The sequence below is a fragment of the Streptomonospora nanhaiensis genome, assembly GCF_013410565.1.
Lineage (GTDB): Bacteria > Actinomycetota > Actinomycetes > Streptosporangiales > Streptosporangiaceae > Streptomonospora > Streptomonospora nanhaiensis.
Genome location: NZ_JACCFO010000001.1, coordinates 567,221 through 591,409, shown reverse-complemented (window position 1 = coordinate 591,409; position 24,189 = coordinate 567,221). Strand labels below are relative to the sequence as shown.

The 24,189-nt window shown below is 76.2% G+C and carries 26 protein-coding genes and 1 pseudogene; 12 read left to right on the top strand and 15 right to left on the bottom strand.

Features of this window, described 5'->3' with window-relative positions:
- Positions 1-38: 38 nt before the first annotated feature.
- A complete protein-coding gene (locus HNR12_RS02400) occupies positions 39-1,097 on the bottom strand; it encodes a glycerophosphodiester phosphodiesterase family protein (protein WP_179765906.1) in 1,059 nt (352 codons plus the stop codon).
- Between the two features lie 95 nt (positions 1,098-1,192).
- Positions 1,193-1,582 carry a VOC family protein gene (locus HNR12_RS02395; RefSeq protein WP_179765905.1) on the bottom strand — a complete coding sequence of 130 codons (390 nt, stop codon included), beginning with the start codon at positions 1,580-1,582 and terminating at the stop codon, positions 1,193-1,195.
- A 288-nt stretch (positions 1,583-1,870) separates the two neighbouring features.
- On the opposite strand from HNR12_RS02395, the gene HNR12_RS02390 reads away from it, so the two are divergent.
- Complete coding sequence (locus HNR12_RS02390; protein ID WP_338119707.1) at positions 1,871-3,352, top strand: MFS transporter; 1,482 nt, start codon at positions 1,871-1,873, stop codon at positions 3,350-3,352.
- On the opposite strand, the gene HNR12_RS02385 is transcribed toward HNR12_RS02390, so the two are convergent.
- On the bottom strand, positions 3,321-4,280 hold the full coding sequence (locus tag HNR12_RS02385; protein ID WP_179765904.1) for an exonuclease domain-containing protein: 960 nt from the start codon (positions 4,278-4,280) through the stop codon (positions 3,321-3,323). The two genes, HNR12_RS02390 and HNR12_RS02385, sit on opposite strands and share 32 nt — an antisense overlap.
- A gap of 144 nt (positions 4,281-4,424) precedes the next feature.
- On the opposite strand from HNR12_RS02385, the gene HNR12_RS02380 reads away from it, so the two are divergent.
- Together HNR12_RS02380 and HNR12_RS02375 are read left to right on the top strand one after the other, a co-directional pair.
- Entirely contained in the window at positions 4,425-5,144 is a 720-nt protein-coding gene (locus HNR12_RS02380; RefSeq protein ID WP_308118678.1) for a YdcF family protein, read from the top strand.
- A gap of 66 nt (positions 5,145-5,210) precedes the next feature.
- Entirely contained in the window at positions 5,211-6,059 is an 849-nt protein-coding gene (locus tag HNR12_RS02375) for a class I SAM-dependent methyltransferase (protein ID WP_308118679.1), read from the top strand.
- Positions 6,060-6,078: 19 nt separating this feature from the next.
- On the opposite strand, the gene def is transcribed toward HNR12_RS02375, so the two are convergent.
- Entirely contained in the window at positions 6,079-6,783 is a 705-nt protein-coding gene (gene def, locus HNR12_RS02370; protein WP_179765903.1) for a peptide deformylase, read from the bottom strand.
- A gap of 168 nt (positions 6,784-6,951) precedes the next feature.
- The gene (locus HNR12_RS02365; RefSeq protein WP_308251359.1) at positions 6,952-7,131 is read right to left on the bottom strand and encodes a winged helix-turn-helix transcriptional regulator; all 180 of its coding nucleotides are present in this window, start codon (positions 7,129-7,131) and stop codon (positions 6,952-6,954) included.
- A 176-nt stretch (positions 7,132-7,307) separates the two neighbouring features.
- Between HNR12_RS02365 and HNR12_RS02360 the strand changes: the two genes are divergently transcribed.
- Entirely contained in the window at positions 7,308-7,646 is a 339-nt protein-coding gene (locus HNR12_RS02360) for a hypothetical protein (protein WP_217782760.1), read from the top strand.
- Between the two features lie 135 nt (positions 7,647-7,781).
- Here HNR12_RS02360 and HNR12_RS02355 read toward each other — a convergent pair whose 3' ends face one another.
- Positions 7,782-8,225 carry an SMI1/KNR4 family protein gene (locus HNR12_RS02355; protein WP_179770344.1) on the bottom strand — a complete coding sequence of 148 codons (444 nt, stop codon included), beginning with the start codon at positions 8,223-8,225 and terminating at the stop codon, positions 7,782-7,784.
- A 312-nt stretch (positions 8,226-8,537) separates the two neighbouring features.
- Positions 8,538-8,963, bottom strand: coding sequence for an SRPBCC domain-containing protein (locus HNR12_RS02350; RefSeq protein ID WP_217782759.1), 426 nt, complete (start codon positions 8,961-8,963; stop codon positions 8,538-8,540).
- 90 nt (positions 8,964-9,053) lie between these two features.
- Here HNR12_RS02350 and HNR12_RS02345 point away from each other — a divergent pair, with 90 nt between their 5' ends.
- On the top strand, positions 9,054-9,674 hold the full coding sequence (locus HNR12_RS02345; protein ID WP_179765901.1) for a CGNR zinc finger domain-containing protein: 621 nt from the start codon (positions 9,054-9,056) through the stop codon (positions 9,672-9,674).
- Here HNR12_RS02345 and HNR12_RS02340 read toward each other — a convergent pair.
- Positions 9,671-10,474, bottom strand: coding sequence for an SDR family oxidoreductase (locus HNR12_RS02340; RefSeq protein ID WP_179765900.1), 804 nt, complete (start codon positions 10,472-10,474; stop codon positions 9,671-9,673). The genes HNR12_RS02345 and HNR12_RS02340 overlap by 4 nt on opposite strands.
- Before the next feature lie 85 nt (positions 10,475-10,559).
- Here HNR12_RS02340 and HNR12_RS02335 point away from each other — a divergent pair, with 85 nt between their 5' ends.
- From HNR12_RS02335 to HNR12_RS02315, 5 genes are all read left to right on the top strand, one after another.
- Entirely contained in the window at positions 10,560-11,345 is a 786-nt protein-coding gene (locus HNR12_RS02335; protein ID WP_246424983.1) for a helix-turn-helix transcriptional regulator, read from the top strand.
- A 177-nt stretch (positions 11,346-11,522) separates the two neighbouring features.
- Complete coding sequence (locus HNR12_RS02330; RefSeq protein WP_218901840.1) at positions 11,523-12,494, top strand: hypothetical protein; 972 nt, start codon at positions 11,523-11,525, stop codon at positions 12,492-12,494.
- Between the two features lie 236 nt (positions 12,495-12,730).
- Positions 12,731-13,999: a sensor histidine kinase gene (locus HNR12_RS02325; protein WP_179765899.1), complete on the top strand. Its 1,269-nt coding sequence runs from the start codon at positions 12,731-12,733 to the stop codon at positions 13,997-13,999.
- A gap of 91 nt (positions 14,000-14,090) precedes the next feature.
- Complete coding sequence (locus HNR12_RS02320) at positions 14,091-14,735, top strand: response regulator (protein WP_179765898.1); 645 nt, start codon at positions 14,091-14,093, stop codon at positions 14,733-14,735.
- Positions 14,736-14,796: 61 nt separating this feature from the next.
- Positions 14,797-15,018: a hypothetical protein gene (locus HNR12_RS02315; RefSeq protein WP_179765897.1), complete on the top strand. Its 222-nt coding sequence runs from the start codon at positions 14,797-14,799 to the stop codon at positions 15,016-15,018.
- A 23-nt stretch (positions 15,019-15,041) separates the two neighbouring features.
- Here HNR12_RS02315 and HNR12_RS02310 read toward each other — a convergent pair whose 3' ends face one another.
- From HNR12_RS02310 to HNR12_RS02300, 3 genes are all read right to left on the bottom strand, one after another.
- Complete coding sequence (locus HNR12_RS02310; protein ID WP_179765896.1) at positions 15,042-15,485, bottom strand: hypothetical protein; 444 nt, start codon at positions 15,483-15,485, stop codon at positions 15,042-15,044.
- Between the two features lie 101 nt (positions 15,486-15,586).
- Positions 15,587-17,464, bottom strand: a complete 1,878-nt coding sequence (locus HNR12_RS02305) for an AMP-binding protein (protein ID WP_179765895.1) — start codon at positions 17,462-17,464, stop codon at positions 15,587-15,589.
- Between the two features lie 156 nt (positions 17,465-17,620).
- Positions 17,621-18,898, bottom strand: coding sequence for a multidrug effflux MFS transporter (locus tag HNR12_RS02300; RefSeq protein ID WP_308118598.1), 1,278 nt, complete (start codon positions 18,896-18,898; stop codon positions 17,621-17,623).
- A 277-nt stretch (positions 18,899-19,175) separates the two neighbouring features.
- Here HNR12_RS02300 and HNR12_RS02295 point away from each other — a divergent pair, with 277 nt between their 5' ends.
- A complete protein-coding gene (locus tag HNR12_RS02295) occupies positions 19,176-20,378 on the top strand; it encodes an MFS transporter (RefSeq protein WP_179765893.1) in 1,203 nt (400 codons plus the stop codon).
- A gap of 41 nt (positions 20,379-20,419) precedes the next feature.
- Here HNR12_RS02295 and HNR12_RS02290 read toward each other — a convergent pair whose 3' ends face one another.
- Both HNR12_RS02290 and HNR12_RS02285 read right to left on the bottom strand, forming a co-directional pair.
- Positions 20,420-20,818, bottom strand: a complete 399-nt coding sequence (locus HNR12_RS02290) for a DUF3037 domain-containing protein (RefSeq protein WP_179765892.1) — start codon at positions 20,816-20,818, stop codon at positions 20,420-20,422.
- Positions 20,815-21,581: pseudogene (locus tag HNR12_RS02285) on the bottom strand (HipA family kinase). Before HNR12_RS02285 ends, HNR12_RS02290 begins: the two are co-directional and overlap by 4 nt.
- Before the next feature lie 29 nt (positions 21,582-21,610).
- Between HNR12_RS02285 and HNR12_RS02280 the strand changes: the two are divergent.
- A complete protein-coding gene (locus tag HNR12_RS02280) occupies positions 21,611-22,384 on the top strand; it encodes a nucleotidyltransferase domain-containing protein (protein WP_179765891.1) in 774 nt (257 codons plus the stop codon).
- A 20-nt stretch (positions 22,385-22,404) separates the two neighbouring features.
- Here the strand turns inward: HNR12_RS02280 and HNR12_RS02275 are convergent, their stop codons facing one another.
- Complete coding sequence (locus HNR12_RS02275) at positions 22,405-22,596, bottom strand: hypothetical protein (RefSeq protein WP_179765890.1); 192 nt, start codon at positions 22,594-22,596, stop codon at positions 22,405-22,407.
- A gap of 152 nt (positions 22,597-22,748) precedes the next feature.
- On the bottom strand, positions 22,749-23,915 hold the full coding sequence (locus tag HNR12_RS02270) for a hypothetical protein (RefSeq protein ID WP_179765889.1): 1,167 nt from the start codon (positions 23,913-23,915) through the stop codon (positions 22,749-22,751).
- Between the last annotated feature and the right edge of the window lie 274 nt (positions 23,916-24,189).

Here is a 24,189-nt window from a genome sequence, read left to right as displayed (position 1 = left end):
CCGGGCGCGGGTGCCGCCCGGCGGCACCCGCGCCCGGTTCAGGGGCGGCCGCGCGGCCGGTAGGGCTTGGGCGGCTTGAGGCCGCGCTCCTGCATCACCGTGCGCAGCCGGTCGGGGTAGTCGGTGATCAGCCCGTCGACCCCCGTGTCCAGCACGGCGCGCATGGTGGCGGGGTCGTTGACGGTCCAGGGCACCACCTCGATGCCGCGGCGGTGGGCGCGGGCCACCATGGCGGCGTCCACATAGGGCGTGTAGTCGGGATCGCCCACCGTGCCGTTCTGCGGGAACCCGTGGACCGGGGAGAAGGCGTCGGCGCCGAAGGAGTCGACCGCGGCCACCGGGTCGCCGCCGAAGTCGTCGATGTCCAGGCCGCCCAGCCACGGCGAGGCGCCGGGCTGCCCGGTCTGCAGGAAGTCGCGGTTGGTCAGCGCCACGATGGGCAGCCGCGGCTCGACCTCGCGCACCCGCATCAGCGCGCCCCAGTCGAAGCTCTGGACGGTGGCCTGGCGCAGCAGCCGCGCCCGGCGGATCTCGGCCACCACCACCTGGACGAACTCCTCGCGCGGGGCGGTCTCGTGCGGGGCGCCCGCCTCGACCTTGGTCTCGATGTTGAGGCCCACCCCGTAGGCGCGGTAGCGGTGCACCAGGTCGAACACCTCGCTCAGCAGCGGCATGGGTTCGCCGGGGGCCGCCCGCTGGCCGGGGTACTCCGGCAGGGTCTGGGAGCCGCAGTCCAGGGTGCGCACCTGGGCCAGGGTGAGGTCCTTGATGTAGGAGCCGACGTAGGGGTACTGGGGGTCGCCGGGGGTGGCGGGGGCGGTGTCGCGGCACTTGCGGTCGCTGATGCGGCGGTCGTGGGTGACCACGGCCTCGCCGTCGCGGGTGATCTGGACGTCGAGTTCGAGGGTGCTCACGCCCAGTTCCAGGGCGTTGGCGAAGGCGGGCAGGGTGCTCTCCACGACCAGGCCCAGGCCGCCGCGGTGGGCCTGGAGGTCGAAGTCGCGGCGGGGGCGGTCGTGGTCGGCGGCGGCGGGGGCCAGGGAGGCGGCGGCCAGCCCGGCCGCCAGCAGCAGGGCGGTGAGGGGTCGTAGGAGCATGCGCCCCATGGTGGGGCGCGTGCGCGGCCGGGGGCTGGTGCGCCGGTGAAGGGCGCGCTAAGGGTGGTCGACCGGCGCCTGACGCGGCCGGGGTGTCAGGGGCGATAGCGCATGGGGTGGTCGGCGGGGACCTCCACCACGCACAGTTTCACGCCGTCCGGGTCGGCCGTCCACATCTCGACCAGCCCCCAGGGCTCGCGCCGGGGCGAGCGCAGAATGGGCGCGCCGCGTTCCGCCAGTTCGGCGTAAGCCTGGGCGATGTCGGGAACCTGCAGCCACAGCCGCAGCGCGGCGGGGTCGGCGGCGGGCTCGCCGGTGCCCGAGACCTCCAGGAAGCCGCCGCCCAGGAAGAACACCGTGCCGTGGTCGGGCGGGGTGCCGAACTCGCGGAAGACCGCCAGGCCCAGCACGTCGCGGTAGAAGGCGCGGCTGGCCGCGAGGTCGCGGGGGTGCAGCAGGACGCGGCTGCTCAGGACGTTCACCATGGTCGGTTCCATGCCCCGGGCCCGACCGGGCCAACCCGGCGGGCCCGCCGGCGCGGGCGTGGCGGAGCGAACACCGGCACAGCGGTACAGAACAGAACGTCCTGGTTAGGATGGGGACGAAGCGCCGCCCGGTGGGCGGGCCCTTGGGTCCCATGATGGGATCAGCGACCCTATCCGTCCCCAGCCCCCGGCACCGTGCGCCCGGTCGACGGGCGGACCCGCACGGACACGGCCCCCGGCGCCGCCGCGGCCGGGCCCCGCGCGACCACGCACCCGCACCAACCACCAGTGAGGACGGCTGCCGTGCCCATCGCCCTGCTCGCCCTGGCCGTCGGCGCCTTCTCCATCGGAACCACGGAATTCGTCGCGATGGGTATTCTGCCCAACGTCGCCGACGCCTTCGGGGTCTCCATCCCCACCGCCGGATACGTCATCTCCTGCTACGCCCTGGGCGTGGTGGTGGGCGCGCCCCTGCTGGCGCCCCTCAGCGCCCGGGTGGACCGCAAGCACCTGCTCATCGGGCTGGCGGCGATGTTCACCCTGGGCAACCTCGCCTCGGCGCTGGCGCCCAGCTTCGGGGTGCTGCTGGCCGCCCGCGTGGCCACCGCCCTGCCCCACGGCACCTTCTTCGGGGTCGGCGCGGTGCTGTCGGCCGCGCTGGTGCCCTTCAACAAGCGCTCCCAGGCGGTGGCGCTGATGATCGCCGGGCTGACCGTGGCCAACATCGTGGGCGTTCCGCTGGGCACCATGGCCGCCCAGCAGTTCGGCTGGCGCGCCGCCTTCGCCCTCGTGGCCGGGGTGGGCGTGCTCACCGTGGTGGCCATCGCCGTGCTCGTGCCCAACCAGCGGCCCGCGCCCGGGGCCTCGATGCGCTCGGAGTTCGGGGCGCTGGCGCGCGGCCAGGTGTGGCTGGCGCTGGCGGTGGGCGCCCTGGGCTTCGGCGGCATGTTCGCCTCCTACAGCTACATCTCGCCCATGATGACCGAGGTCGCCGGGCTGCCGCTGGGCGCGGTGCCCTACGTGCTGGCCCTCTACGGGGTGGGGATGACCTGCGGCACCCTGGCCGGGGGCCGGGCGGCCGACCGCGCGCTGATGCCCACCATGTACCTGGCCATGGGCGCGATGACGCTGGCGCTGCTCCTGCTGCACCTGCTGGCGGCCTCGCCGGTGGGTGCGGTGGCCATGGTGTTCCTGCTCGGGTTCACCAGCAGCGCCCTGGTGCCCTCGCTGCAGACGCGGCTGATGGACAAGGCCCAGGACGCCCCCTCCCTGGCGGCCGCCCTCAACCACTCCGCGCTCAACTTCGCCAACGCCAGCGGCGCGTGGCTGGGCGGCCTGGTGATCGCGGCCGGCCACGGGTTCGCCGCGCCCAGCCTGCTGGGCGCGGGCCTGGGCGTGGTGGGTCTGGCCCTGGTGACGGCCTCGGGGCTGGGCGACCGCCGGGCGGCCCGGCGCGCCGTGCTCACCCGGCCGCTGCCGCGGGGAACCGCCGGTGCGAGGGCGAAGAGGGCCGAAACAAGGGCCAATCAGGGGCGGTGGCCCCCTCGCAGGCATGGAAAAGACGCCCCGAAAGCGGCATTGGCCCGGTCGCGCGCGGGGGCGGGGCGCCTGTGCTCTACCCCGCGCCCACGGCGCGCAAACACCCCGCCCGACGGCTGGGGAGCGGGGGCGCGGGGTGAGGACGCAACTCCGGCGGCACGCCCGGCCCCGGCGGGGACGCGGGGCGTGCGGTGCGGGCTCAGCCGCCGGCCAGGGCCAGGCGCGCGGTGAACTCGCGCTCGCCGATGATCTCGATGGCCTGGCCGCGGGCGCGGTAGTCCTCGGCGCGGCGCTGCTTGGCGGTGGGGGCGCCGGCGGTGGAGTCAGCCACCACCAGCACGTCGGTGGCGCGGGTGACGTTCTTGGCCGGATGCCCGCCGGCCTCGGCGATGCGCCGCCAGGCGTCGGGCTTGGGGATCCCGTCGAGGTCGCCGCTGATGCACACGGTGCGGCCGTAGAAGGGGCCGGAGGGGTCGGCGCCGGGGTCGGCCTCGGGCAGCTCGGCGCGCGACGCCTCCTGCCAGGCGGCGAACCGGTCGCCGGCGCGGCTCCCGCCGGAGGGCGCGGCGGGGCGCGGGTCGCGCCCTCCGGCCAGCCGCTGCAGCGGCCAGTTCAGCGCCGCGGCCAGCGCCCCCAGCGAGGCGGCGGCGGTGGCCTCCATGGCGGCCAGCACGATGCGGGCGGCGGCCTCGGCGTCGGCGTCGGCGCGGTGGTGGCGCCCGGCCATGTCCCAGCCGATGCGCCCGCACACCGTCGGCAGCCGGTGGTCGGGCAGCTCAGCCCAGGCGCGGCGGGCCAGTGCCAGCGTGCAGGCGTAGGAGAGGGCGGGGCGGGCCAGCCCGGTGTGGGCGCAGGCCGCCCGCAGCACGCCCACGTCGAACGCGGCGTTGTGGGCCACCAGCGGGTCGTCGCCGGCCAGGGCCGTGATGCGCTCCAGCACCTCGGGCCACTGCGGGGCGCGGGCGACGTCGGCGGCCCTGATGCCGTGGACGGCGGTGTGGCGGGGCGAGAAGAACCGCACCGGCTCGGGCGGGCGCACCAGGGTGGAGTAGCGCTCCACCACGGCGCCGTCGACCACCCGCACCAGCCCCACGGCGCACACGCTGCCGCGGTCGGGGTTGGCCGTCTCGAAGTCCACGGCGGTCCAGGCCCGGCTCATTGGGATGCGCCCCTCTCCTGCCGCGCGGCCCCCGCTGCCCGGCGCCGCCGCAGCAGGCAGACTACCGCCGCCGGCCCACCCGGTGGGCCCGAACCGGCCACGCCGCCGCGCATCCGCCGCGCCGCACACCCTAGGCTGGCGGGCGTGAGCGAGGTGCTGCGGGAGCTGGACGGCGAGGCCCACACCCTGGCGCGCGTGCTGTGGGACTTCCACACCCGCCCGGCGCGCCAACCCGAGCCGGGCGCCGGCCACGACCTGATCCTGGTGCTGGGCAGCCACGACGTGCGCGTGGCCGCCCACGCCGCGCGGCTGTGGCAGCGGGGGACGGCCCCGCTGGTGGTGATCTCCGGCGACCGGGGCCGGCGCACCGGCGGCGACGGGCGCACCCCGCGCTGGGAGCGCCCCGAGGCCCACGTCTTCGCCGACGCCGCCCGCGCCGCCGCGCCCATCCCCGACTCCGCGCTGCTGCTGGAGACCGGCGCCACCAACACCGGGGAGAACTTCACCCGCAGCCGCGCCCTGGTGGAGGCCGCCCAGATCCCGGTGCGCGCCGCCGTGGTGACGGCCAAGCCCTACATGGCCCAGCGGGCGCTGGCCACCGCCGCCGTGCACTGGCCCTCACCGCGCTGGACCTTCGCCTGCTTTCCCGGCGGCTACACCGGCTACTGCGCCGACCCCGGCCACACCGCCGAGGAGTTGGCGCACTTCCTGGTGGGCGACCTGCAGCGCCTGGCCGTCTACGCCCGCCGCGGCTGGAGCGCGCCCGTGGAGGTGCCCGAGGAGGCGTGGCGGGCCGCCGAGCGCCTGGCCGCGCTCGGGTTCACCCACCACCTCGTCCCCGGCGAACCCCTGCGCCCGGCCTGACCGCCCGCGCCCGGCGGCCGCCCAGGCGCGGTTTCCGGTGCGGCGCGGACGGGCACAGCCCCTGTCGTGGAACCCGACCCCCCGCGCGCCGCCCGGCGCGACGAGGGCGCCGCCGCGCGGCAGGCCCTCCGCTCGGCCATGTACGGCGCCAACGATTTGTCCTCGCTGACCCTGTTCTCCGGCGGCTTCATCAACTTCGGCTACTGGGCCGACCCGCCCGGCGGGCCCCACTCCACGCCCACAACGGCCGAGCGCACCGCCAGCCAGCAGGAGATGTACCGCCAGGTCGCCCGCCGCGCGCACCTGGGACCGGGCCGGCGCGCGGCCGAGGTGGGCTGCGGGCTGGGGGTGGGCGCCGCGCTGGTGGCCGAGGAGTTCGCCCCGGCCGCGCTGGTGGCCCTGGACCTCTCCCCCGAGCAGCTGGACCGGGCGCGCCGGCGGGTGCCCCACGCCCGCCCGGGCGCGGCGGCGCCGCTGCGCTTCGCGCGGGCCGACGCCGCCCGCCTGCCCCTGGCCGACTCCGCCCTGGACGCCGTGTACTCGGTGGAGGCCGCCCAGCACTTCGAGGACCTGCCGGCGTTCGCCGCCGAAGCCCACCGCGTGCTGCGCCCCGGGGGCCGCCTGGCGGTGGCGGTCTTCTTCCTCACCGCCGAGTCGGCCCGGGCGCGGGCCACCGCCCTGCTGGAGACCTTCGGCAACGGCGTGGACGTGGTGGTGGCCGTCGACGACTTCACCGCCGTGCTGCGCGGCGCCGGGTTCGCCGACGCCGCCGCGGAGTCGGTGGGCCCCCGCGTGTGGCGCCGCTTCGACGCCTGGATCGCCCAGACCGAGTACCGCGACGTGTGGAGCCGCAACTGGCTGCGCGCCTACGAGGAGGGCCTGGTCGACTACTACATCGCCACCGCCACCCGCTGAGGCCGCAGCACCGGCGCGCTCAGGACTCGGCGGCGGAGGCCCCGGCGGCGGCCTGCTGCTCGGCGAGCTTGGCGGCGTTGGCCTCGCGCCGGGCGAACACCTCCTCGCGCATCTCCTCCATCTGCTTGAGGACCTTGCGGCGCGGGCGCTTGCCGAGGCGGTCGATGTAGAGGCGGCCCAGGGTGTGGTCGGTCTCGTGCTGCAGGCAGCGCGCGAAGTAGCCGGTGCCCTCGACCTCCACGGGGTTGCCGTCGCGGTCGAACCCGCGCACCGCGGCGTACTCGGCGCGGGGGACCTCGGCGTGGGGTCCGGGCACCGACAGGCAGCCCTCGTTGTCGACCACCAGGGGGCTGTCCTCGGGGTCGCGCTCGGCCAGCACGGGGTTGCACACGTGGCCCACGTGGCGCACGCCGTCGTCGTCGTGGCAGTCGTAGACGAACAGCCGCAGGTCCACACCGACCTGGTTGGCGGCCAGCCCCACGCCCTCGGCGACGTACATCGTGGCGAACATGTCGTCCACGAGCGCGGCGAGTTCGGGGGTGCCGAACTGCTCGGGGGCGACGTCGCGGTTGCGCCGGTGCAGCACATCCTCGCCCACGACCGTGATGGCGCGCGACCGCCCGCGCATGGCCTCGGGCGCCATCTCGGGGAAGGACTCGACGGGCTCGCCCTGGACGCGCACGCGCTGGTCGGCGGGCTCCTGGGGGATGGAGGGCTCAGGCATGGTGGTGTGAATCTCGCTCTTGGGGCCGGCTGCGGTGTGCTCTGCGCCACCCCGGCTGCCCGGGGCGGCCTTCGCAAAATAGCACAAAGTCGCAGGTCAAACCGATTCCGTAAGACCGCCCCGCGGCGGGCCGGCTGGCGCGGGCCATGACGTCGGCGGCGCCGACGGTCATCGGATCCCGCTGTCGGGATACCGCGCGTCGTAAGCCCGGCGGGCGTGGGCGATGGCGTCTCGGTGCTCGAGCGACCACTCGGCCATTGCCCTGACGAGGTGGGGCAGGCTCGCGCCGGTCTCGGTGAGTCGGTAGTCGACCTGGGCGGGCACAGTGGGGTAGACGGTCCGCAGCACCAGCCCGTCGGGTTCCAGCCGGCGCACGGTCAGCGTCAGCAGCGGCGGGGTCGTCGAAGTCCAGGCGGCGCTGCCCTGCGGCGGGTGTTCGGCTGCCGCCGAGGGCGGGCACCACTCGTGATCGTCGAGCTCGCGAACGGCGCGCGGCGCTTCCGGCAGCTCCAGCGCGGCGCGAATTGGCCGCGGCCGCGGCCATCGTCGCCGGCGACCCGACCGCGCACGCCGCCACGACCTACGACCTGGTCGGCGACCCGGTCACCGCCGGTGACGTCGCCGAGCGCCTCGCCGTCGCCCACCGGGCGATCGGGCTCGGCGACTACCGCGCCCGGCTCCTCGCCGACGGCGCGCTGCCGCCGTTCCAGCCGCCGATGCTCGCCTCGATCGCCACCAGCGTGCGCCACGGGTTCCTCCGCAACTCCAGCCCCGATCTCGCGGAACTGCTCGACCGGCCGCTCACCGACGCGCTGGCGGTTGCGGCGGGCACCGCGGCCGCGATGCGCCCCGGCGCACGCTGACGCCAACGGTCCACCGCAACGCGCCGCCGTCTCTGGAAGGTCCTCGGCGGCGGGTCGGACGCCGCCCTCCCCCTCCCCCGCGCACGTGGCCGCTGAGACGCGCGTTACCCCATCGGCTGTGGCCTCATCGTGGGGTTAGCGGAACCAGCCGTTGCCCTGGGTCAGGCAGCGCACCAGGTAGTCGCGCAGGGAGACCGCGACCAGGCGGCGGCGGTCGGTCTCGTGGTCCCACACCACGATCCCGGGGCCGTAGTCGGTGTGGACGTAGGCGAACTGCGGGCCCATGTCGGAGTCGCCGAAGAAGATCATCTCGTCGAAGGGGGCGTACAGCTCCAGGTAGTCGGGCTCGCCGCGTATGGCGAGGTTGTCCTCCACCAGCCGCTCGGCCGTCCACACCACCGCGTCGCCGTACTCGTTGTACACCCCGTCGCACTCGCGCAGCAGCGAGGCCAGCTCGAAGGGCAGGGGCAGGGCCAGCGCCTTCTCGATCTCGGCGACGGCGGCCTCCTCGGCCGGGTCGGCCAGTTCGGCCTCCGGGTACAGTTCACGGATCAGTTCACGCCACACACTGTGAATCATCACAGGTTGCGGCATTGCACGGGAAACCGGAGACCGCGAGTCTCGCGAATTCGGCGCGGATCGGCGCCGCGCGCAGCGCGCCCACGTCCGCCGGGGCGGGACCGATCGCCCGGCGCGGGCGGGAATAGCCGCCGGTCGGCGGGGTGTTGTGCGGGGTGCGGGCCGGTGCGGTAGAAAGTGTCCCCCGGGCTCCACACAATGCCTTCGCGGAATACCGCGTCCGCGGGCCGGGTCACCCGGCCGCGCGGACGGCCCACGGAGCCGCGTTGTGCCCTGCGCCGTGAGGCGACCGCCGCACCGGCCCGCACCGCCTCAGCCGCCGGCGCCCGCAGCCGTGCGGGCGGCCTCCTCCACCAGGCCAACCAGCCGGTGGGCCACCCCGCGCCAGTGGGCGCGGCGCCGCTCGCGCTCCCGCGGCGACTCCAGGCCCTCCTCGTGCAGCACCATGACCGTGCGCGCGCCCCGCCGCGCCACGGCGACCTGCTGGGTGGTGGTGCGCCCGTCGGGCCGGCGGCGGCGCACCCGGATCCGCTCGCCGCGCCCCAGGCCGCGCACCTCGCCGGTGGAGCCGTCGGCGGCGGAGAAGACCGCGCCGACCTCCAGGTCCACCCGGGCGCCCTCGCCCAGCCAGCACTCCTGCCCCCGCGCACCCGCCAGCACGCCCAGCACGGCTTCGGGCGGCGCGTCCAGGGTGGTGGACACGCCGATCTGGTACCCCGCGTCGCGCGTCCTGCCCACAGGCGCCATGGTGCTTCCCCCTCCTTGCGGCCGCGGCGCGCAGCACCTCTACCGCCTTAACCGGTTACCGACACCGACTATAGTGGTTACATGGCCGCGGGCATACTCCTCACCTCCCCCCAAGGGCAGCGCCACCGCTTCGACGCCGGCACGCTGTTCCTGGAGATCCTGCTCACCGGGGGCCCGGGCCCCTACGAGCGCTACGAGATCCTGCACAGCCCCGCCGACCTCGCCGCCTGGCTGCCCCGCAGCCGCCTGGGCGCCCCGGTGCGCCTGGCACCGGCCCACCTGCGCATCAGCCCCATGGAGCTGCGCGAGGTCAAGCGGCTGCGCGACACCCTGCACCCGCTGGCGCGCGACCTGGCCGCGGGCCGCCCGGCGCGCCCCGAACACCTGCGCGCCCTCAACGACGCCGCCGGGGCCGCCCCCCGCCCCCGCATCGACCCGGCCACCCGCGCCCGCGCCTGGGAGCTGCCCATCAGCGGCACCCAGGCGCTGGGCGCGCTGGCGCGCGACGCCATCGACGTGGTGGCCTCCCCGCGGGCCGGCCGCGTGCGCGAGTGCGCCGCGGCCGACTGCCTCCTGCTGTTCCTGGACACCTCGCGCCCGGGCAACCGGCGGTGGTGCTCGATGGAGCGCTGCGGCAACCGGCACAAGGTCGCCGCCCACCGCGGCCGCGCCCGCGGCGCCACCCGCCCGAGCGGCCCCTAGACGACCTGCTCGGTGGGCAGGAGGGTGATCTCGGTCAGGTTGACGTGCCGGGGCACCGCGCACAGGAAGGCCACCGTCTCGGCGACGTCCTCGGGCCTCAGCACGTCGATCCGGGAGAGGAGGTCGGCCATCAGCCCGCTCGCCGCCGGGTCGGTGACGTGGTCGGGCAGCTCGGTGTCGACCATGCCCGGCTCCACCACCGCCACCCGGACCGTCTTGCGGCCCAGTTCGGTGCGCAGCAGCCGGGCGAGCTGGGTGACGTAGGCCTTGGTCGCCGAGTAGACCTGGAACCCCTCCAGGATCCGCACGGCGGCGATCGAGGACGTCAGGACCAGGTCGGCGCTGCGGCCCTCGGCCGCGGCCGCCTCCAGGGACGGCACGAACGCCTGCACGGTGTTCATGACGCCCTTGACGTTGAGGTCGATCTGGGCGTCCCAGTCGGCCGTCGCCAGGTCGGTGATGGGCGAGATGAGCTGCACACCGGCGTTGGCGAAGACCAGGTCGGGCCGGCCCAGCTCCTCGGCGGTCCGCTCGGCGGCCGCCTGGACGGCGGCGCGGTCGGTGACGTCGGTCGGCAGCGCCAGGGCGGTGCCCCCGCCGGCGCGGACCCGGTCCTCGACCTGGTCGAGCCGGTCGCCGCGGCGGGCCAGCAGCGCCACCTTCGCGCCCAGCTCGGCCAAGCGCAGGGCGGTCGCCTCGCCGATACCGCTGGAGGCGCCGGTCACCACGGCCACGCGTCCGGCGAGCGGGCTCGCGGAGACGATACGTGCGTCGGACTGGTTGCTCTGCGTTGTGTTCATGTCCACCAGCGTGGGGCCGCCCCGTGCGAACCGGGGGATAGCGCCGCGGCCCCCCGCGCGCCGGGGCCCTCGGTAAAATCGGCGCATGCCGCGCACCGAGTTGGGCGGATTCCTCATGACCCGCCGCGCCAAGGTGGCCCCCGCGGACGTGGGGATGCCCGCCGCGGGCGAGCGCCGTGTCCCCGGCCTGCGCCGCGACGAGGTCGCCGCGCTCGCCGGGGTGAGCACCGACTACTACCGCCGGCTGGAGCAGGGCAAGGAGACCCGCCCCTCCGCGGCGGTCCTGGCCGCCCTGTGCCAAGCGCTGCGGCTCACCCAGGCCGAGGAGCGCCACCTGTACTCGCTGGCCGGCGCGGCCCACCGCCTGGGCGAGGAGGCCACCGTCCAGCCGGTGCCCGCCCCGCTGCTGGACCTGATGAACTCCTGGATTGACTCCGGCGCGATCGTGCTGGACCCGGTGCTCGACGTCGTGGCGATGAACGCCCGCGCCCAGGAGCTGTTCTCCGGCTTCGCCGAGACCGCCAACCTGCTGGAAATGGTCCTGCTGGACCCCCAGGGCCGCCCATTCTTCGTCGAGTGGCGGGCCTCGGCCGAGGCCACCGTGGCCAACCTGCGCGCCAGCGCCGACTTCGCCGCCACCCCCGCCCGGCTCGCCGAGCTGCTCGACCGGCTCAACGCCGAGAGCCCGGAGTTCCCCGGCCTGTGGGCGCGCCACGACGTCGCGCCCAAGACCCACGAGACCAAGGTGCTGCGCCACCCCGCCCGGGGCCTGCTGCGCGTGGACTTCCACGCCTTCAACGTCGCCAGCGTGCCCGGCTACCAGCTCCTGGTCTACCGGGAGCAGGGCCCCGCCCCCCACGCGAACGGCTGACCCCCACCGCCCGCCGCATCGGCCGCACGCCCTGCGCGATCACCCGGCGCACCCGCATTCACCCCGTTGCGCACACTGCGTCACGGAACCGCCCGAACCCGGGGGTACGTGCCCCCCGCGCCGGAGCGCGGCTCAATGGCCTCGGGAACGCCCCGCCCACAGCCCGAGGAGAACGCCATGCCCGTATCCGCCCCGGCGCGCCTGCTCGCCCTGGCCGCCGCCCTGGCCCTGTCCCACACCGCCGCGGCCCCCGCCCACGCCGCCGCCCAACCCGACTACCCCGGCCACACCGACAGCCGCTACCTGGAGCTGGACGGCTCCGAGGCCGACCTGCGCACCGCCCGCGACGCCGGCTGCGCCGACGCCCGCCAAAACCGCGACGGACTGCGCATCCTGTTCCTAGGCACCCAGGAGGACGGCGACCTGCTGCGCCCCCCGGGCACCACCGCCTCCACCGGCGCCGCCCGCACCTCCACCGACCGCGTGCCCCAGGTCGCCGCCGCCTACGCCGACTCCTTCGCCCAGTGCCGCACCGGCGACACCACCGCCCTGCTGGCGCTGGGCGTCAACAACAAGGACGACGGCGGCGTCTCCGGCGCCGCCGCCGGCACCGCCTGGGCCCGCGTGGTCGAGGCCGCCGCCCAGCGCGCCGACAACAAGGCGGTCACCGTCACCGGCGCCGTAGACGCCGAACCCTCCTGGTCCACCCCCTCCTGGGCGCGGTCCTGGGTGGGCTCCTACACCCGCGCCACCCAGCGCACGCTCTACGCCGCCAACTCCGCCGACGGCTGCCCGACCTCGGCCACCGGCACCACCGCCTGCAACAACGGCTGGGACCTGGCCGACGTCCACTACACCGCCGGCGGGGCGGCGCCCACCGTCCTGGCCATCCCCCAGATCTACCGCACCGACGGCATCCAGGCCCGCCAGTGGGCCGCCGTCAGCCACTGGGGACACGTCCACGCCGACGGCCCGCTGCGCTTCGCCGGGGCGCTGGCCCAGCACACCGCCTGCTCCCAGCGCGGCGGCTGCGAACGCACCGACAACACCCCCAAGGCCGCCTGGACCCAGCTGCGCGACGCGCTCAACGCCAACGCCGACACCCGCGTCAAGGAACTGCCCTACGCCAGCGACATGAGCTGGGCCTAACGGCCCGCCGCCCCAACCGGGGCCCCGCGTGTGCCGGCCGCGCCCAGCGCGGCCGGCACACGCGCGCCCGCACCCTGCCCCCCGCCTTCGGCGCCTGCGCCCGGCGGCGCGTGCCCGCCACCACACCGCTCCACCCTCCACAAGGGACCTGGCACCACTGCGCGCACCCCGCGCCACCCCGCACAATGGAGCAGGGGCACCGCGCCCCGCCCCGACCCTCCGCCCGAAGGACCGCCATGGCACGCACCGACCACCGCCCCGCGAACAGATTCGTCCTGTTCGTGTGGTCGCTGCTGCTGGTGGCCCACGCCGCCGCCAGCGCCGTGCTCACCGTCCTGAGCCTGGCGGCCGCCAGCCTGTCGGCCATCTGGGTGGGCCTGCCGCTGCTGCTGGCGCTGACCCGCCTGCTGCGCGGCCACGCCCAGACCCACCGCCGCCTGCTGGGCCACCTCCTGGCCGACGGCCCCGTCCCCGACCCCGGCTACCGCCCCCTGCCCGACACCCGCCTGCGCACCCAGATGAGCGTGGTCCTGGCCGACCCCACCGCCCGCCGCGACTACATCTGGCTGGCCGCCAACGCCACCCTGGGCCTGACCCTGGCGGCCCTGCCCCTGACCCTGCTCGCCCACGCCGTGCAGGCGGTGCTCTACGTCTGGCTGTGGCGGTGGGAGGACTCCTGGTACGCGCTGCACCCGGTGGCCGGCCAGTCCGACGCCTACACCGCCCTGGTCACCGCCACCGCCCTGTTCGCCCTGTTCTGGCTGCTGACCCCGCCCGCCATGCACGCCTACGCCCTGCTCAACCGCCGCCTGCTGGCGCCCAACGAGAACGCGCGGCTGGCCGCCCGGGTGGAGCACCTGGCCACCTCCCGCGCCGAGACCATCGACGCCCAGGCCTCGGAGGTCCGCCGCATCGAGCGCGACCTGCACGACGGCGCCCAGGCGCGGCTGGTGGCGCTGGGCATGAGCCTGGGCATGGCCGAGGAGATGCTTGCCGCCGACCCCGACCTCGCCCGCCGCATGCTCACCGAGGCCCGCGAGACCACCCGCCAGGCCCTCACCGAACTGCGCGACCTCGTACGCGGCATCCACCCCCCGGTGCTGGTGGAGCGCGGCCTGGAGGGCGCGGTGCGGGCGCTGGCCATCACCCAGCACCTGCCCATCACCGTCGACATCGACCTGCCCGGGCGCCCGGCCGACCCCGTGGAGTCGGCCGCCTACTTCGCGGTGGCCGAACTCCTCACCAACGCCGCCAAGCACGCCAACGCCGACCGCGCCTGGGTGCGCATCAACCACGGGCGCGGGCGCATGGTGGTCATCGTGGGCGACGACGGCGTGGGCGGCCTCGACCCCGACGCCGGCACCGGCCTCCAGGGCATCCGCCGCCGCCTCAGCGCCTTCGACGGCACCATGTCGTGCGTGAGCCCCCAGGGCGGGCCTACCATCGTCACCATGGAGCTGCCCTGCGCGCTGCGTGCGGCGCCGCAGGCCCCGCCCGCCGGCTGACCCCGCCTGCGCGGGGGCGCTCCGCCGCCGTCCCCTCACCCCTTCCGCCCGGGCGCCGCGCGCGCCGGGCCGCACCACCGCGGGAGCCGCTGTGCGCGTCGTGATCGCCGAAGACCTCGCCCTGCTGCGCGACGGGCTCATCCGCCTGCTCCAGGCCCACGGGTTCGAGGTGGTGGCCGCCGTCGACAACGGCCCCGACCTGCTGGCCGCCCTGACCGGGCAGCGCCCCGACGTCGCCGTGGTCGACGTCCGCCTGCCGCCCACCTTCACCGACGAGGGCCTGCAGGCGGCCATCCGCGCCCGCCGCACCGTGCCGGGCCTGCCCATCCTGGTGCTGTCCCAGCACGTGGAGCAGCTCTACGCCCGCGAACTGCTCTCCGACGACACCGGCGGGGTGGGCTACCTGCTCAAGGACCGCGTCTTCGACATCGGCCAGTTCATCGACGCGGTGCGCCGCGTGGCCGCCGGGGGCACCGCCATGGACCCCGCCGTGATCTCCCAGCTGCTGGCCAAGCACGGCGACGCCGGGCCGCTGGCCCAGCTCACCCCCCGCGAGCGCGAGGTCCTGGCCGAGATGGCCGAGGGCCGCTCCAACTCCGCGATCGCCGGGCGGCTGTTCATCACCGACAAGGCGGTGTCCAAGCACATCAACTCCATCTTCACCAAGCTGGACCTGCCGCCCTCCAACGACGACAGCCGCCGGGTGCTGGCGGTGCTGGCCTACCTCAACCAGTGACCCGGGCCCCACATCGTCAGGTCGGGGGAACCGGGCGGCGCCCGCGCGCGTCCCAGTCCCCGTGCCGGTCTCGATCCTCCTGCTGGACGCCGTGCTGCTGGTGCTGTGCGCGGCGTTCGTCCTGACCCCCCGCAGCCGGCTGGGCCGCTACGTCTCCGCCCGCTTCGAGGACCCCGACACCCACCCCACCCCCGCCGGCTGCTGCCTGTACCGGGTCGTCTTCGCGGTGCTGGCGGTGCTGATCGTCTACTCCAGCGTCCGACTGGCCCTGGCCGCCGCCTGAGCGCCCCCGGCCGCCCGCGCCCCTCAGCCGCACCAGCAGGCGAAGGCGCAGGCGGTGCAGTTGCCGCAGGACGCGCAGCGCGGGGCGCGGCGGTGCTCGGGGCGCAGGAACAGGCCCGGCTCGTCGTGGCGGCGCCGCTCGCGCACCAGCACCGCACCGCCCGCCCCCACGGCGGCGGCCCCGGCCGCACCGGCCCCCAGCGCCAGGCCCGCGCCGTCGGTGAGGGCGGCGGCGTGCTCGCGGGCGACCTCCTCATACCCGCGGGGCTCGGCGCCCTCGTGGCAGAGGTGCTCGCGGGTCATGGGCTCCCCGCCGCACTCCACCGGCCCCCACCCCTCCACCAGGCCGCCCACCAGCGCGAACACGGCCAGCACCAGCAGCCCTGATCCGGCCACCACGCCCATCAGCGCCGCCGCCAGCACGGGCGTGTGCGCCCGCCCGGGCGGCCGGGCCCCGCCAGCGCCCATGGCGCCCTCCTCGTCGAATGCGGCGGACCCCGCGCGGCGGGGCCCCCACCCGATGATGCCGTGCGGGCGCCCCGCCGCGCACCGCCCCCAGCCCGGGCGCCTCAGCGGCCAGGCTGGGGGCTGCGGTAAAGGCCCTCGATCTCCTCGGCGAAGGCCCGCAGGACCGCGTCGCGGCGCAGCCGCCCATCAGGCAGCACCAGCCCCCCGGTGGGGCTGAACTCCTCGGCCAGCACGTGGAAGGCCCGCACCGCCCACGCCGGCTCCACCGCGCCGTTGGCCTCCACCACCGCGCCGCGCACCTCGGCCGCCAGCTCGGCGTCCATCACCAGCTCCTCGCGCGTCCACGCCAGCGGCCGGTTGTTGACCAGCCGCCAGTACTCCAGCTGGTCGCCCGAAAGGGTGAGCAGCGCCGCGGGGTAGGGGCGGCCGCGCGCGATCACCATGGCCTGGGCGATCAGGGGGTGGGCGCACACCCGCCGCTCCCAGACCCGGGCCGGCTCGGGCACCTGCTCGGGGGCCGGCGCCGCCGGCGGGGGCCCGGCCGGGGCGGTGCGGCGGGCCTGGCGGGGCGCGGCGGGCAGCGGCGCGGCCTGGGGGCGCAGCCGCCGCCCCGGCACCAGCCGCCCGGCCTCGTCCAGACCGGCCACCGCCCCGGTGGCCACCCAGTCCTCCCAGCGGGCGGCGCGCCCGGCGGCCTCGTCGCCCCAGTAGCCGGAGAACACCCCGGGGCCGCGCACATAGACCTCGCCGTCACCGGCCAGGCGCACCTCCACGCCCTCCAGGGGCGGCCCGGCCGTGGCGCCGCGGCGGCGGCCCGGCACGCCCGCGGCCACCACCCCGCCGGACTCGTCGGTGCCCCACGCCTGCACCAGCTCCACCCCGGCGCCGTTGAAGAAGTGGTCCAGCCACGGCTCGGCGGTACCGGCCGCGCACACCACCAGCACCGCGCGCCCGCCCAGGGCCTCGCGCATGCGCGAGTACATCCACTCATACATCGCCCGCGACACCCGCCGCCAGGGCCCCTTGCGGGGCGCCTGGTCGAACTGCACCGCCAGGTCGGTGGCGGTGGTGAAGGCGTTGAGGTTGTCCCAGCTGGTCTCATGGGCGATGGCCCGCTCGCGGGCGTACAGCCGCGACAGCAGCCGGCCCCGGCACACCACCACGTGGGGGGAGGCGGCGCGCAGCAGGGCGTCCTCGTTCGCGCCGCGCTCCACCGGGCACACGCGCGCCCGCGCCAAGGCGCAGGCCACCAGCGCCACCAGCCCGGCCGCGCCGCTGAGGGGCAGCTCCACCAGGACGGTGGGCACCGCGCCGTCCTCCACCCGGCTCCGGGCGGGGGCCAGGCGCTCCAGCGCGGCCTGGGCGCCGGCCAGCAGCGCGCCGTGGGTGAGCACCGCGCCGCGCACCTGCCCGGTGGTGGTGGGGGGGTAGACGATGGCGGCGGGGTCGCCGTGGTCCTGCTCCTCGCGGCGGAACCGCACGGCGGTGGAGTCCATGTAGGCGCCGGGGCGGGCCAGGGCCGCCAGGCCCTCCTCGTCCAGGCGCCACACCCGCGCCAGGTCGGTCAGCTCCCGCCCGGCGCGGGCCACCGCCTGGGCGTGGCGGCCGTCGCCCAGCACCACCGCGGCCGGGCGGCAGTCGCGCAGGACCTCGGCCAGCCGCGCGGCCGAGGCGGCGGGCTCCACCACCACCGCCACGGCGCGGGCCACCCACACCGCCTGCACCAGCACCGCCGCCGCGTACCCGGTGACCCCGGCGATCACGACGCGGTCGCCGGCGGCCACACCGACCCCGATCAGGCCCTTGGCCACCGCGGCGACCTCGGCGACGAACTCCCGGGCGCCCACGGCCTGCGGCTCGCCCTGGGGCCCGGGGCGCAGGTAGACCTCCTGGCGGGGGGCCTGGTCGCCGTGGTGGTAGGCCAGATCGCCCAATCCCCGCAACCGCTGTGGGGCCGCGCCGCGCGGCGACTTCGCCATGCCCTTGACCACTCCTCCACCGCCCACCGGGCGCGCCGGGGCGCGCGCCACAGCGCCCTACTGTGCACGCAATCCTCACCCGCAGGCAACCCTGCGGCAGCCCGCGCGCGAACGGCGGCGCGGCAGGTCAGGCGGGCCGCTCACCCGCTGAGAGGGTCATCGGACCTTCGCGGCCGCGCGGCGCGACCAGCGGGCGGTCACGGCGAAGGCCAGGGCCGCGGCCACCCCCACACCGCCCATCACCACGGCCATGCTGGCCAGGCTCGGCTCGCCGGTGGCGGTCAGCCCGGCCAGGGAGGACACGCCCCCGCCCAGCGCGAACTGCAGCGACCCCATCAGCGCCGAGGCGGTCCCGGCCACCGACGCCGGCTGGCTGGAGATCGCCAGCGTGGTGGCGTTGGGGAACACGAACCCGACGCTGAACATCATCACGAAGAACACCGCGGTCAGCGCCACCAGCGCCCCGGCCCCGGCCGGGCCCCCCACCGCCAGCGCCCCCAGCACCGCCACCGACACCAGCGCGCCGGCCAGGCCCGCCGCCAGCCGGCGCGAGGTCTCCACCCGGCCGATCAGCAGCGCGTTGACCTGGGTGCCCGCCATCAGCCCCAGCGTGTTGACGGCGAAGATCAGCGCGAACTGCTGCCCGCTGGCGCCGAACTCGCTTTGGGACACAAACGAGAAGGACGAAATATACGTAAACATCATGCCGAAGCTCAGGCCCAGCGTCAGGGCGGGCCCGGCGAAGGCGGCGTCGCGCACCAGGCGCCCGGCCGTGGCGCCCAGCCGCGCCAGGTTCAGCTCGGCGCGGCGCTCGCGCGGCAGGCTCTCGGGCAGCCCGAACACCACCACGACCAGGCTGGCCAGCGCGGCCGCGCCCAGCACCACGAAACTCAGCTGCCAGGGGCCCAGCCGCAGCAGCTGGGCGCCCAGCACCGGGCCCAGCAGCGGCGCAAGGCCCGTGACCAGCATCAGGCGCGAGAAGAACCGGGCGGCGTCGTCGCCCTCGAACAGGTCGCGCACCACCGCGCGGGCGATGACCGCCCCGGCCGCCCCCGCGACGCCCTGCACGAACCGCAGCCCGATCAGCAGCGGCGCGGAGTCCACCAGCGCGCACAGAAACGAGGTCAGCGTGAACACCGCCAGGCCCGCCAGCAGGGGCCCGCGCCGGCCCAGCGCGTCGCTGAGGGGGCCGATCAGCAGCTGGCCCAGGGCCAGGCCCAGCATGATCGCGGTGAGGGTGAGCTGGATCTGGGCCTGGGGGGCGCCCAGGTCGGCGGCGATCTGGGGGAAGGCGGGCAGGTAGAGGTCGGTGGCCAGCGGCCCGGTGGCGGTGAGCGCCCCCAGCACCAGCACCAGCAGGGCCGCCGCGCGGCGCGCGGGCGGGGCGGGCGGCCGGGGCGGCGCGGACTCCTGTGTTGGGGCGCTGGTGGTCACGCGAACAACTCCTCCCTCGTGGGCACATCCACTGGCAACGGGCGCCCGCGGGGGGCGGCGCCCGCAGGCTGCAACGCCCCCGCCCGCCCGCGCCATCCAATTCCACGCCCCCATCGGCGCCCGCGCGGGGTGAGCTTGGCCACCACACCGTCGCGCAGAGCCATCACCGCAGGCCCCCGCCTTGCTTAGTTAGCGAAGCTAAACATATGGTGGGTTCGGTGCCCCGCCCCCGCACCACCCGCACCACACGCCCCACCCGCAAGGACCACCGCCCCGCATGACCACCACCCACCCCAGCGCCCGCCCCGCACCCGCACCCAGCCCCTGGCGCCAACCGCTGCCGGTGTGGGCCACCGCCTTCGCCGCGGTGGTCGCGTTCATGGGCATCGGCCTGGTCGACCCCATCCTGCCCTCCATCGCCGACGGACTCGCCGCCACACCCGCCCAGGTCTCCCTGCTGTTCACCAGCTACTTCCTGGTCACCGCCCTGGCCATGCTCATCACCGGCGCCGTCTCCAGCCGCATCGGCGGCAAGGCCACCCTCCTGACCGGCCTGGCCCTGGTCGTCGTCTTCGCCGCCCTCTCCGGCACCTCCGAGACCGTCACCGCCCTGGTGGGCTTCCGCGCCGGCTGGGGACTGGGCAACGCCCTGTTCATCGCCACCGCCCTGGCCGTCATCGTCGGCGCCGCCAGCGGCGGCACGGCCGCCGCCATCGTCCTCTACGAGGCCGCCCTGGGCGTGGGCATCGCCTCCGGCCCCCTGGTCGGCGCGCTGCTGGGCGACTGGCACTGGCGCGCCCCCTTCTTCGGCACCGCCGCCCTCATGGCCGCCGGGTTCCTCCTCATCGCGCTCCTGCTGCGCGCCCCCGCCAAACCCGCCCGCCCCACCCGCCTGGGCGACCCCCTGCGCGCCCTGGCCCACGGCGGCCTGGCCACCACCGCCGCCACCGCGCTCTTCTACAACTTCGCGTTCTTCACCGTGCTGGCCTTCACCCCGTTCGTCCTGGGCATGGGCGCCTACGGCATCGGCGCGGTCTTCTTCGCCTGGGGCGTGTGCGTGGCCCTGTCCTCGGTGGTGGCCGCACCCCGCCTCCAGCGCCGCATCGGCACCGTCCCCCTGCTGCACACCGCCCTGGCCCTGCTCCTGCTGGCCCAGGCCGCCATCGCCGTGAGCGTCGCCGCCGACACCCCGCCCGCCCTCATCGCCGCCGTGATCGCCACCGGCGTGCCCATCGGCCTGTGCAACACCGCCTTCACCGAGGCCGCCATGGAGGTCTCCGACGCCCCCCGCCCCGTGGCCTCGGCCGGCTACAACTTCGTCCGCTGGATCGGCGGCGCCGCCGCGCCCTTCGTCGCCACCACCCTGGGCGCCGCCCTCACCCCCTGGGCCCCCTACCTGCTGGGCGCCGCCTGCTGCCTGGCGGCCGCCACCGTCCTGGCCGCCCGCCGCCGCCACCTCGGCGCCCTGGCCCGCGCCTGACCCTGCCCCGCGCTGAGCCGGCCCGACCCCAGCGGGCCCGCTCAGCGCACCAGCCGCTCCAGCAACCGCTCCAACTCCGCGGCCGGATCCGCGGTCAACCCCGTGTGGATGGGACCCGGCTGCACGATCGTGCTGCGCGGCGCCGTCAACCACCGAAACCGCCGCCCCGCGTCCTCGGCCCGCGCCGGACCCGCCTGCGCGCCCCCCGCGCACACCTTCTCCACCGCCTCCAGCGCCCGCCCCACGCCGCCCACGTCCACACCCGCGTCCAGCGCCCGCAGCCGCGGCTCGTCCACCACACACCGCGCACCCAAAAACCCCAGCGCCTGGCAGTACAGGATCACCCCCGCGTTGACCTGCTCCCCCCGCTCCAACCGCGGCACCACCCGCACCAGCGCGTACTCAAACACCGACCGCTCCCCCGAGGCCCCCCGGCTCATCGGACCACCTCCGGAACCCACGCCCGCTCCCGCGCCCGCGCCAGCAGATGCCCCACATAGGCCTCCCGCACCCGCGCCGGGGAGCCGAACCCCTCCTCACCCTCCAACCACACATCGGGCACCAGGCCCACGACCTCCTCCAGCAGCTCCGCGCTCACCCGCGGCCGCAACTCCGCCTCGGCCGCGGCCACATCCGGCGACAGCGACGCCATCACATGGTCGGCCGCGTCATAGGGCCGCGCCGCCGCCCGCGCCGCCCCCGCCCAGTTGTGGTGGAAGATCAGCGAGGCCCCGTGGTCGATCAGAAAAGGCCGCCCGTGCCACACCAGCATGTTGGGGTTGCGCCAGGTCCGGTCCACATTGCCGATGAACGCGTCGAACCACAGCACCCGCCCCGCCAGCTCGGCGTCCACCTCAAACACCAGCGGGTCAAACCCCAGCGCCCCCGCAGGAAGTCCACCCCCAGGTTCAGCCCGCCGCTGGCCTTGATCAGCTCCTGCACCTCCGGATCGGGCTCACCCCGCCCGATCACCGCGTCCACGCGCACCAGCGCCAGCACCGGCACCGGCAGGCCCAGGCGCCGCGCCAGCTCACCGGCGATCACCTCGGCCACCAGCGTCTTGCGGCCCTGCCCCGCACCCACGAACTTCACCACGTACATGCCGCAGTCCTCGGCCTCGACCAGCCCCGGAAGCGACCCGCCCTCGCGCAGCGGCAGCACATACCGCGTCGCCGCGATCTCCTCTAGCACGCCGATCAGCATAGGGCGCCGCCGTCCGATAACGTGCCCCCATGGCGCTCAGCGACGACACGGAGTTCCGCGACCACATCGCCCAGGCCCTGGCCGGGCTCCCCGGCGTCCAGGCGGTGGCACTGGGCGGCTCCCGCGCCGCCGGAACCCACACCCCCCACAGCGACTGGGACTTCGCCCTCTACTACCGCCACCGCTTCGACCCCGCCGACCTGCGGGCCCTGGGCTGGCCCGGCGAGGTCTTCGACATCGGCTCCTGGGGCGGCGGAGTGTTCAACGGCGGCGCCTGGCTGCAGGTCGAAGGCCGCCACGTCGACGTCCACTACCGCGACCTCCACGACGTCGACTACCGCATCGCCGAAGCCGCCAAAGGCCGCTTCGACATCGAGCACCTGGCCTTCCACCGCGCCGGCGTGCCCACCTACATCGTCGTGGCCGAACTGGCCGGCGCCGAGGTCCTGCACGGCCGCCTGCCCCGCCCCGACTACCCCGACGAACTCGCCCGCCAGGCACCCCAGCGCTGGTGGCAGGCCGCCCAACTCGAACTGGCCTACGCCCGCACCGCCCACGCCCAGCGCGGGCACCTGGCCCCCACCCTGGGCGCCCTGGCCACCGCCGCCGCCCAGGCCGCCCACGCGGTGATGGCCGCCCGCCGCCGCTGGGTCACCAACGAAAAACGGCTCCTGGAGGCCGCCGGGCTGCGCCACATCGACGAGGTCTGCGCCCACCTGGACTCCGAACCGCCCACCCTGATGGCCGCCGTGGACGCCGCCGCCGAACTCCTGGGCAAAGCCGTGGAGCGGGCCCGCGCATGAGGCGCCCCCGCCAGGCGCCCTCAGCCGGCGCCCGGCCCCGGCGCGTAGGCCGCGGCGATAGCGGCCACCCCCGCGGTGTCCCCGGCGGCGTCGGCCTCCTCCAGCCGCGCCGCATCGACCAGCGCCCGGCCCAACGCCGCGCGCGCCTCCTCCGCCGCCCCGTCGCCGGCGCCGCGGGCCGCCCGCACCTGGCGCAGGCACCGCCCGACCACGCGTCGATCCGGTCGCGCCCCGCGTAGTACGCGGCCGCGCCGGCGTGGTCGTCGGCGGGTTCGGCCTCCTCGGGGACCGTCCCCGCGGGTCCCTCGGCACCACTCAACGTCAGGCTCCAAAAAGGTCGGCGGCGGAGGCCAGCGGCGCGGCGCTAGCGCGCCGAACCCCGGCGGGACTCGGGCGGGCGCGGCGCCGAACGCCGCGGACTGGGCCCCAGCCCCGCCACCGACACCACCCGCCCGCGCACCGCCTGGCGCAAGCCCTGAGCCGGCCCCCGGCGGGCCGAGGCCGCCACCGCCGCGCGCGTCCCCGCGTCCATGAACACGGCCTCGCCCGCCTCCAGGCGCCGGTTGATCTCGCGCATCACCGAGGTGACGTAGTGCCGGTCGGCCACCGACATCCGCTCGCGCTGGCGCTCCGCATAGGCCACCGCCTCAGCGGGGAGGTCCTTGTGCGCGGCCAGCGTCGCCCCCGTACTGGAGCGAAACGGCAGCGCCCGCCCCGACGCCACCAGCTCGGCCCGCCACCACGCCCCGGCGAAGCGGTGGTCGCCGTTGGTGTAGGGCGTCGGCAGCGTCTTCAGCGGCCAGGCGCTGATGTGGAACGCGTGGACGTCGGGGATGCGCGGGGCGCGCCCCTGGGCGTCGGCATCGCCCAACTCCTGCTCGGCGGCCGCCGCCCAGGCCACCCGCTCGCGCGGCAGCACCGCGCTCCAGCGGCCCGAGTACTCGGGCAGGCCGGTGCGGTGGTCGGTCAGGCTGCCGCGGGCGGCCGCGATGGACTCCGCCGAGCCGTCGACCACCCGCACCACCTGGTGGCGCTGCTCGCGGGCCGCCCGCACGATCGCATCGGCACGCGCCGAGGCATCGGCGCGCGCCAACCGCCGCATCAGCACGTCCAGCGCCCTGAACCCCTCAGCCGACCAGCGCGCCTCCAGGTCGCGGGCGACCCCGTCGCCCACCGCGCCGCCCAGTTCGGCGGGACGCCCCTCGGCCACCGCGCGCACGTACTCGGCGGTCTCGGGCGTGGAGCGCCCCCGCGTGGCCTCGCGCACCTGCGCGGCGAAGACGGCGCGCTCGCGCTCGGACAGGGTGCCCTGCCTGGCGCCCTCCACCATGGCCGCGCCCCAGTCCCGCGCCAGCTCCATGGCCAGGGCGGGCTCACCCAGCGCCGCCCAGTAGCGGCTCCGCCGCACCAGCCGGTGCTCGTCGGCCACCACCACCGTGCCCCGCGCCCCCAACTCCTCCCGCAGCCGCCGCAAATGGGCGCGCGTCGGCGCCGGGAGGCTGCACCACCAGCGCGGCCACCGGAAGCTCATGGGGCCCCTGCGCGCGGGGGCGGTGGTAGACCTCCGCACCCAGCTCGCCCAGGCGCGTATAGGCGGAGTCGGCGGCGCTCTGCTCGGCCATCGGCCATCCTCACGTGCGCGACGGTGCGCGAAGAAGAACAACAAAAGGGGGCGGCGCGGCCCGGGACGCGGGCCGGCGCCGACCTTGAGAACGCGCGCCAGACTTGCACACCCGCCCCCAACCGGCGCCCAACCACCGCCGGCGCCCCGGTGAAACGACGGTGAACGCCCGGCGGCGCCCCGG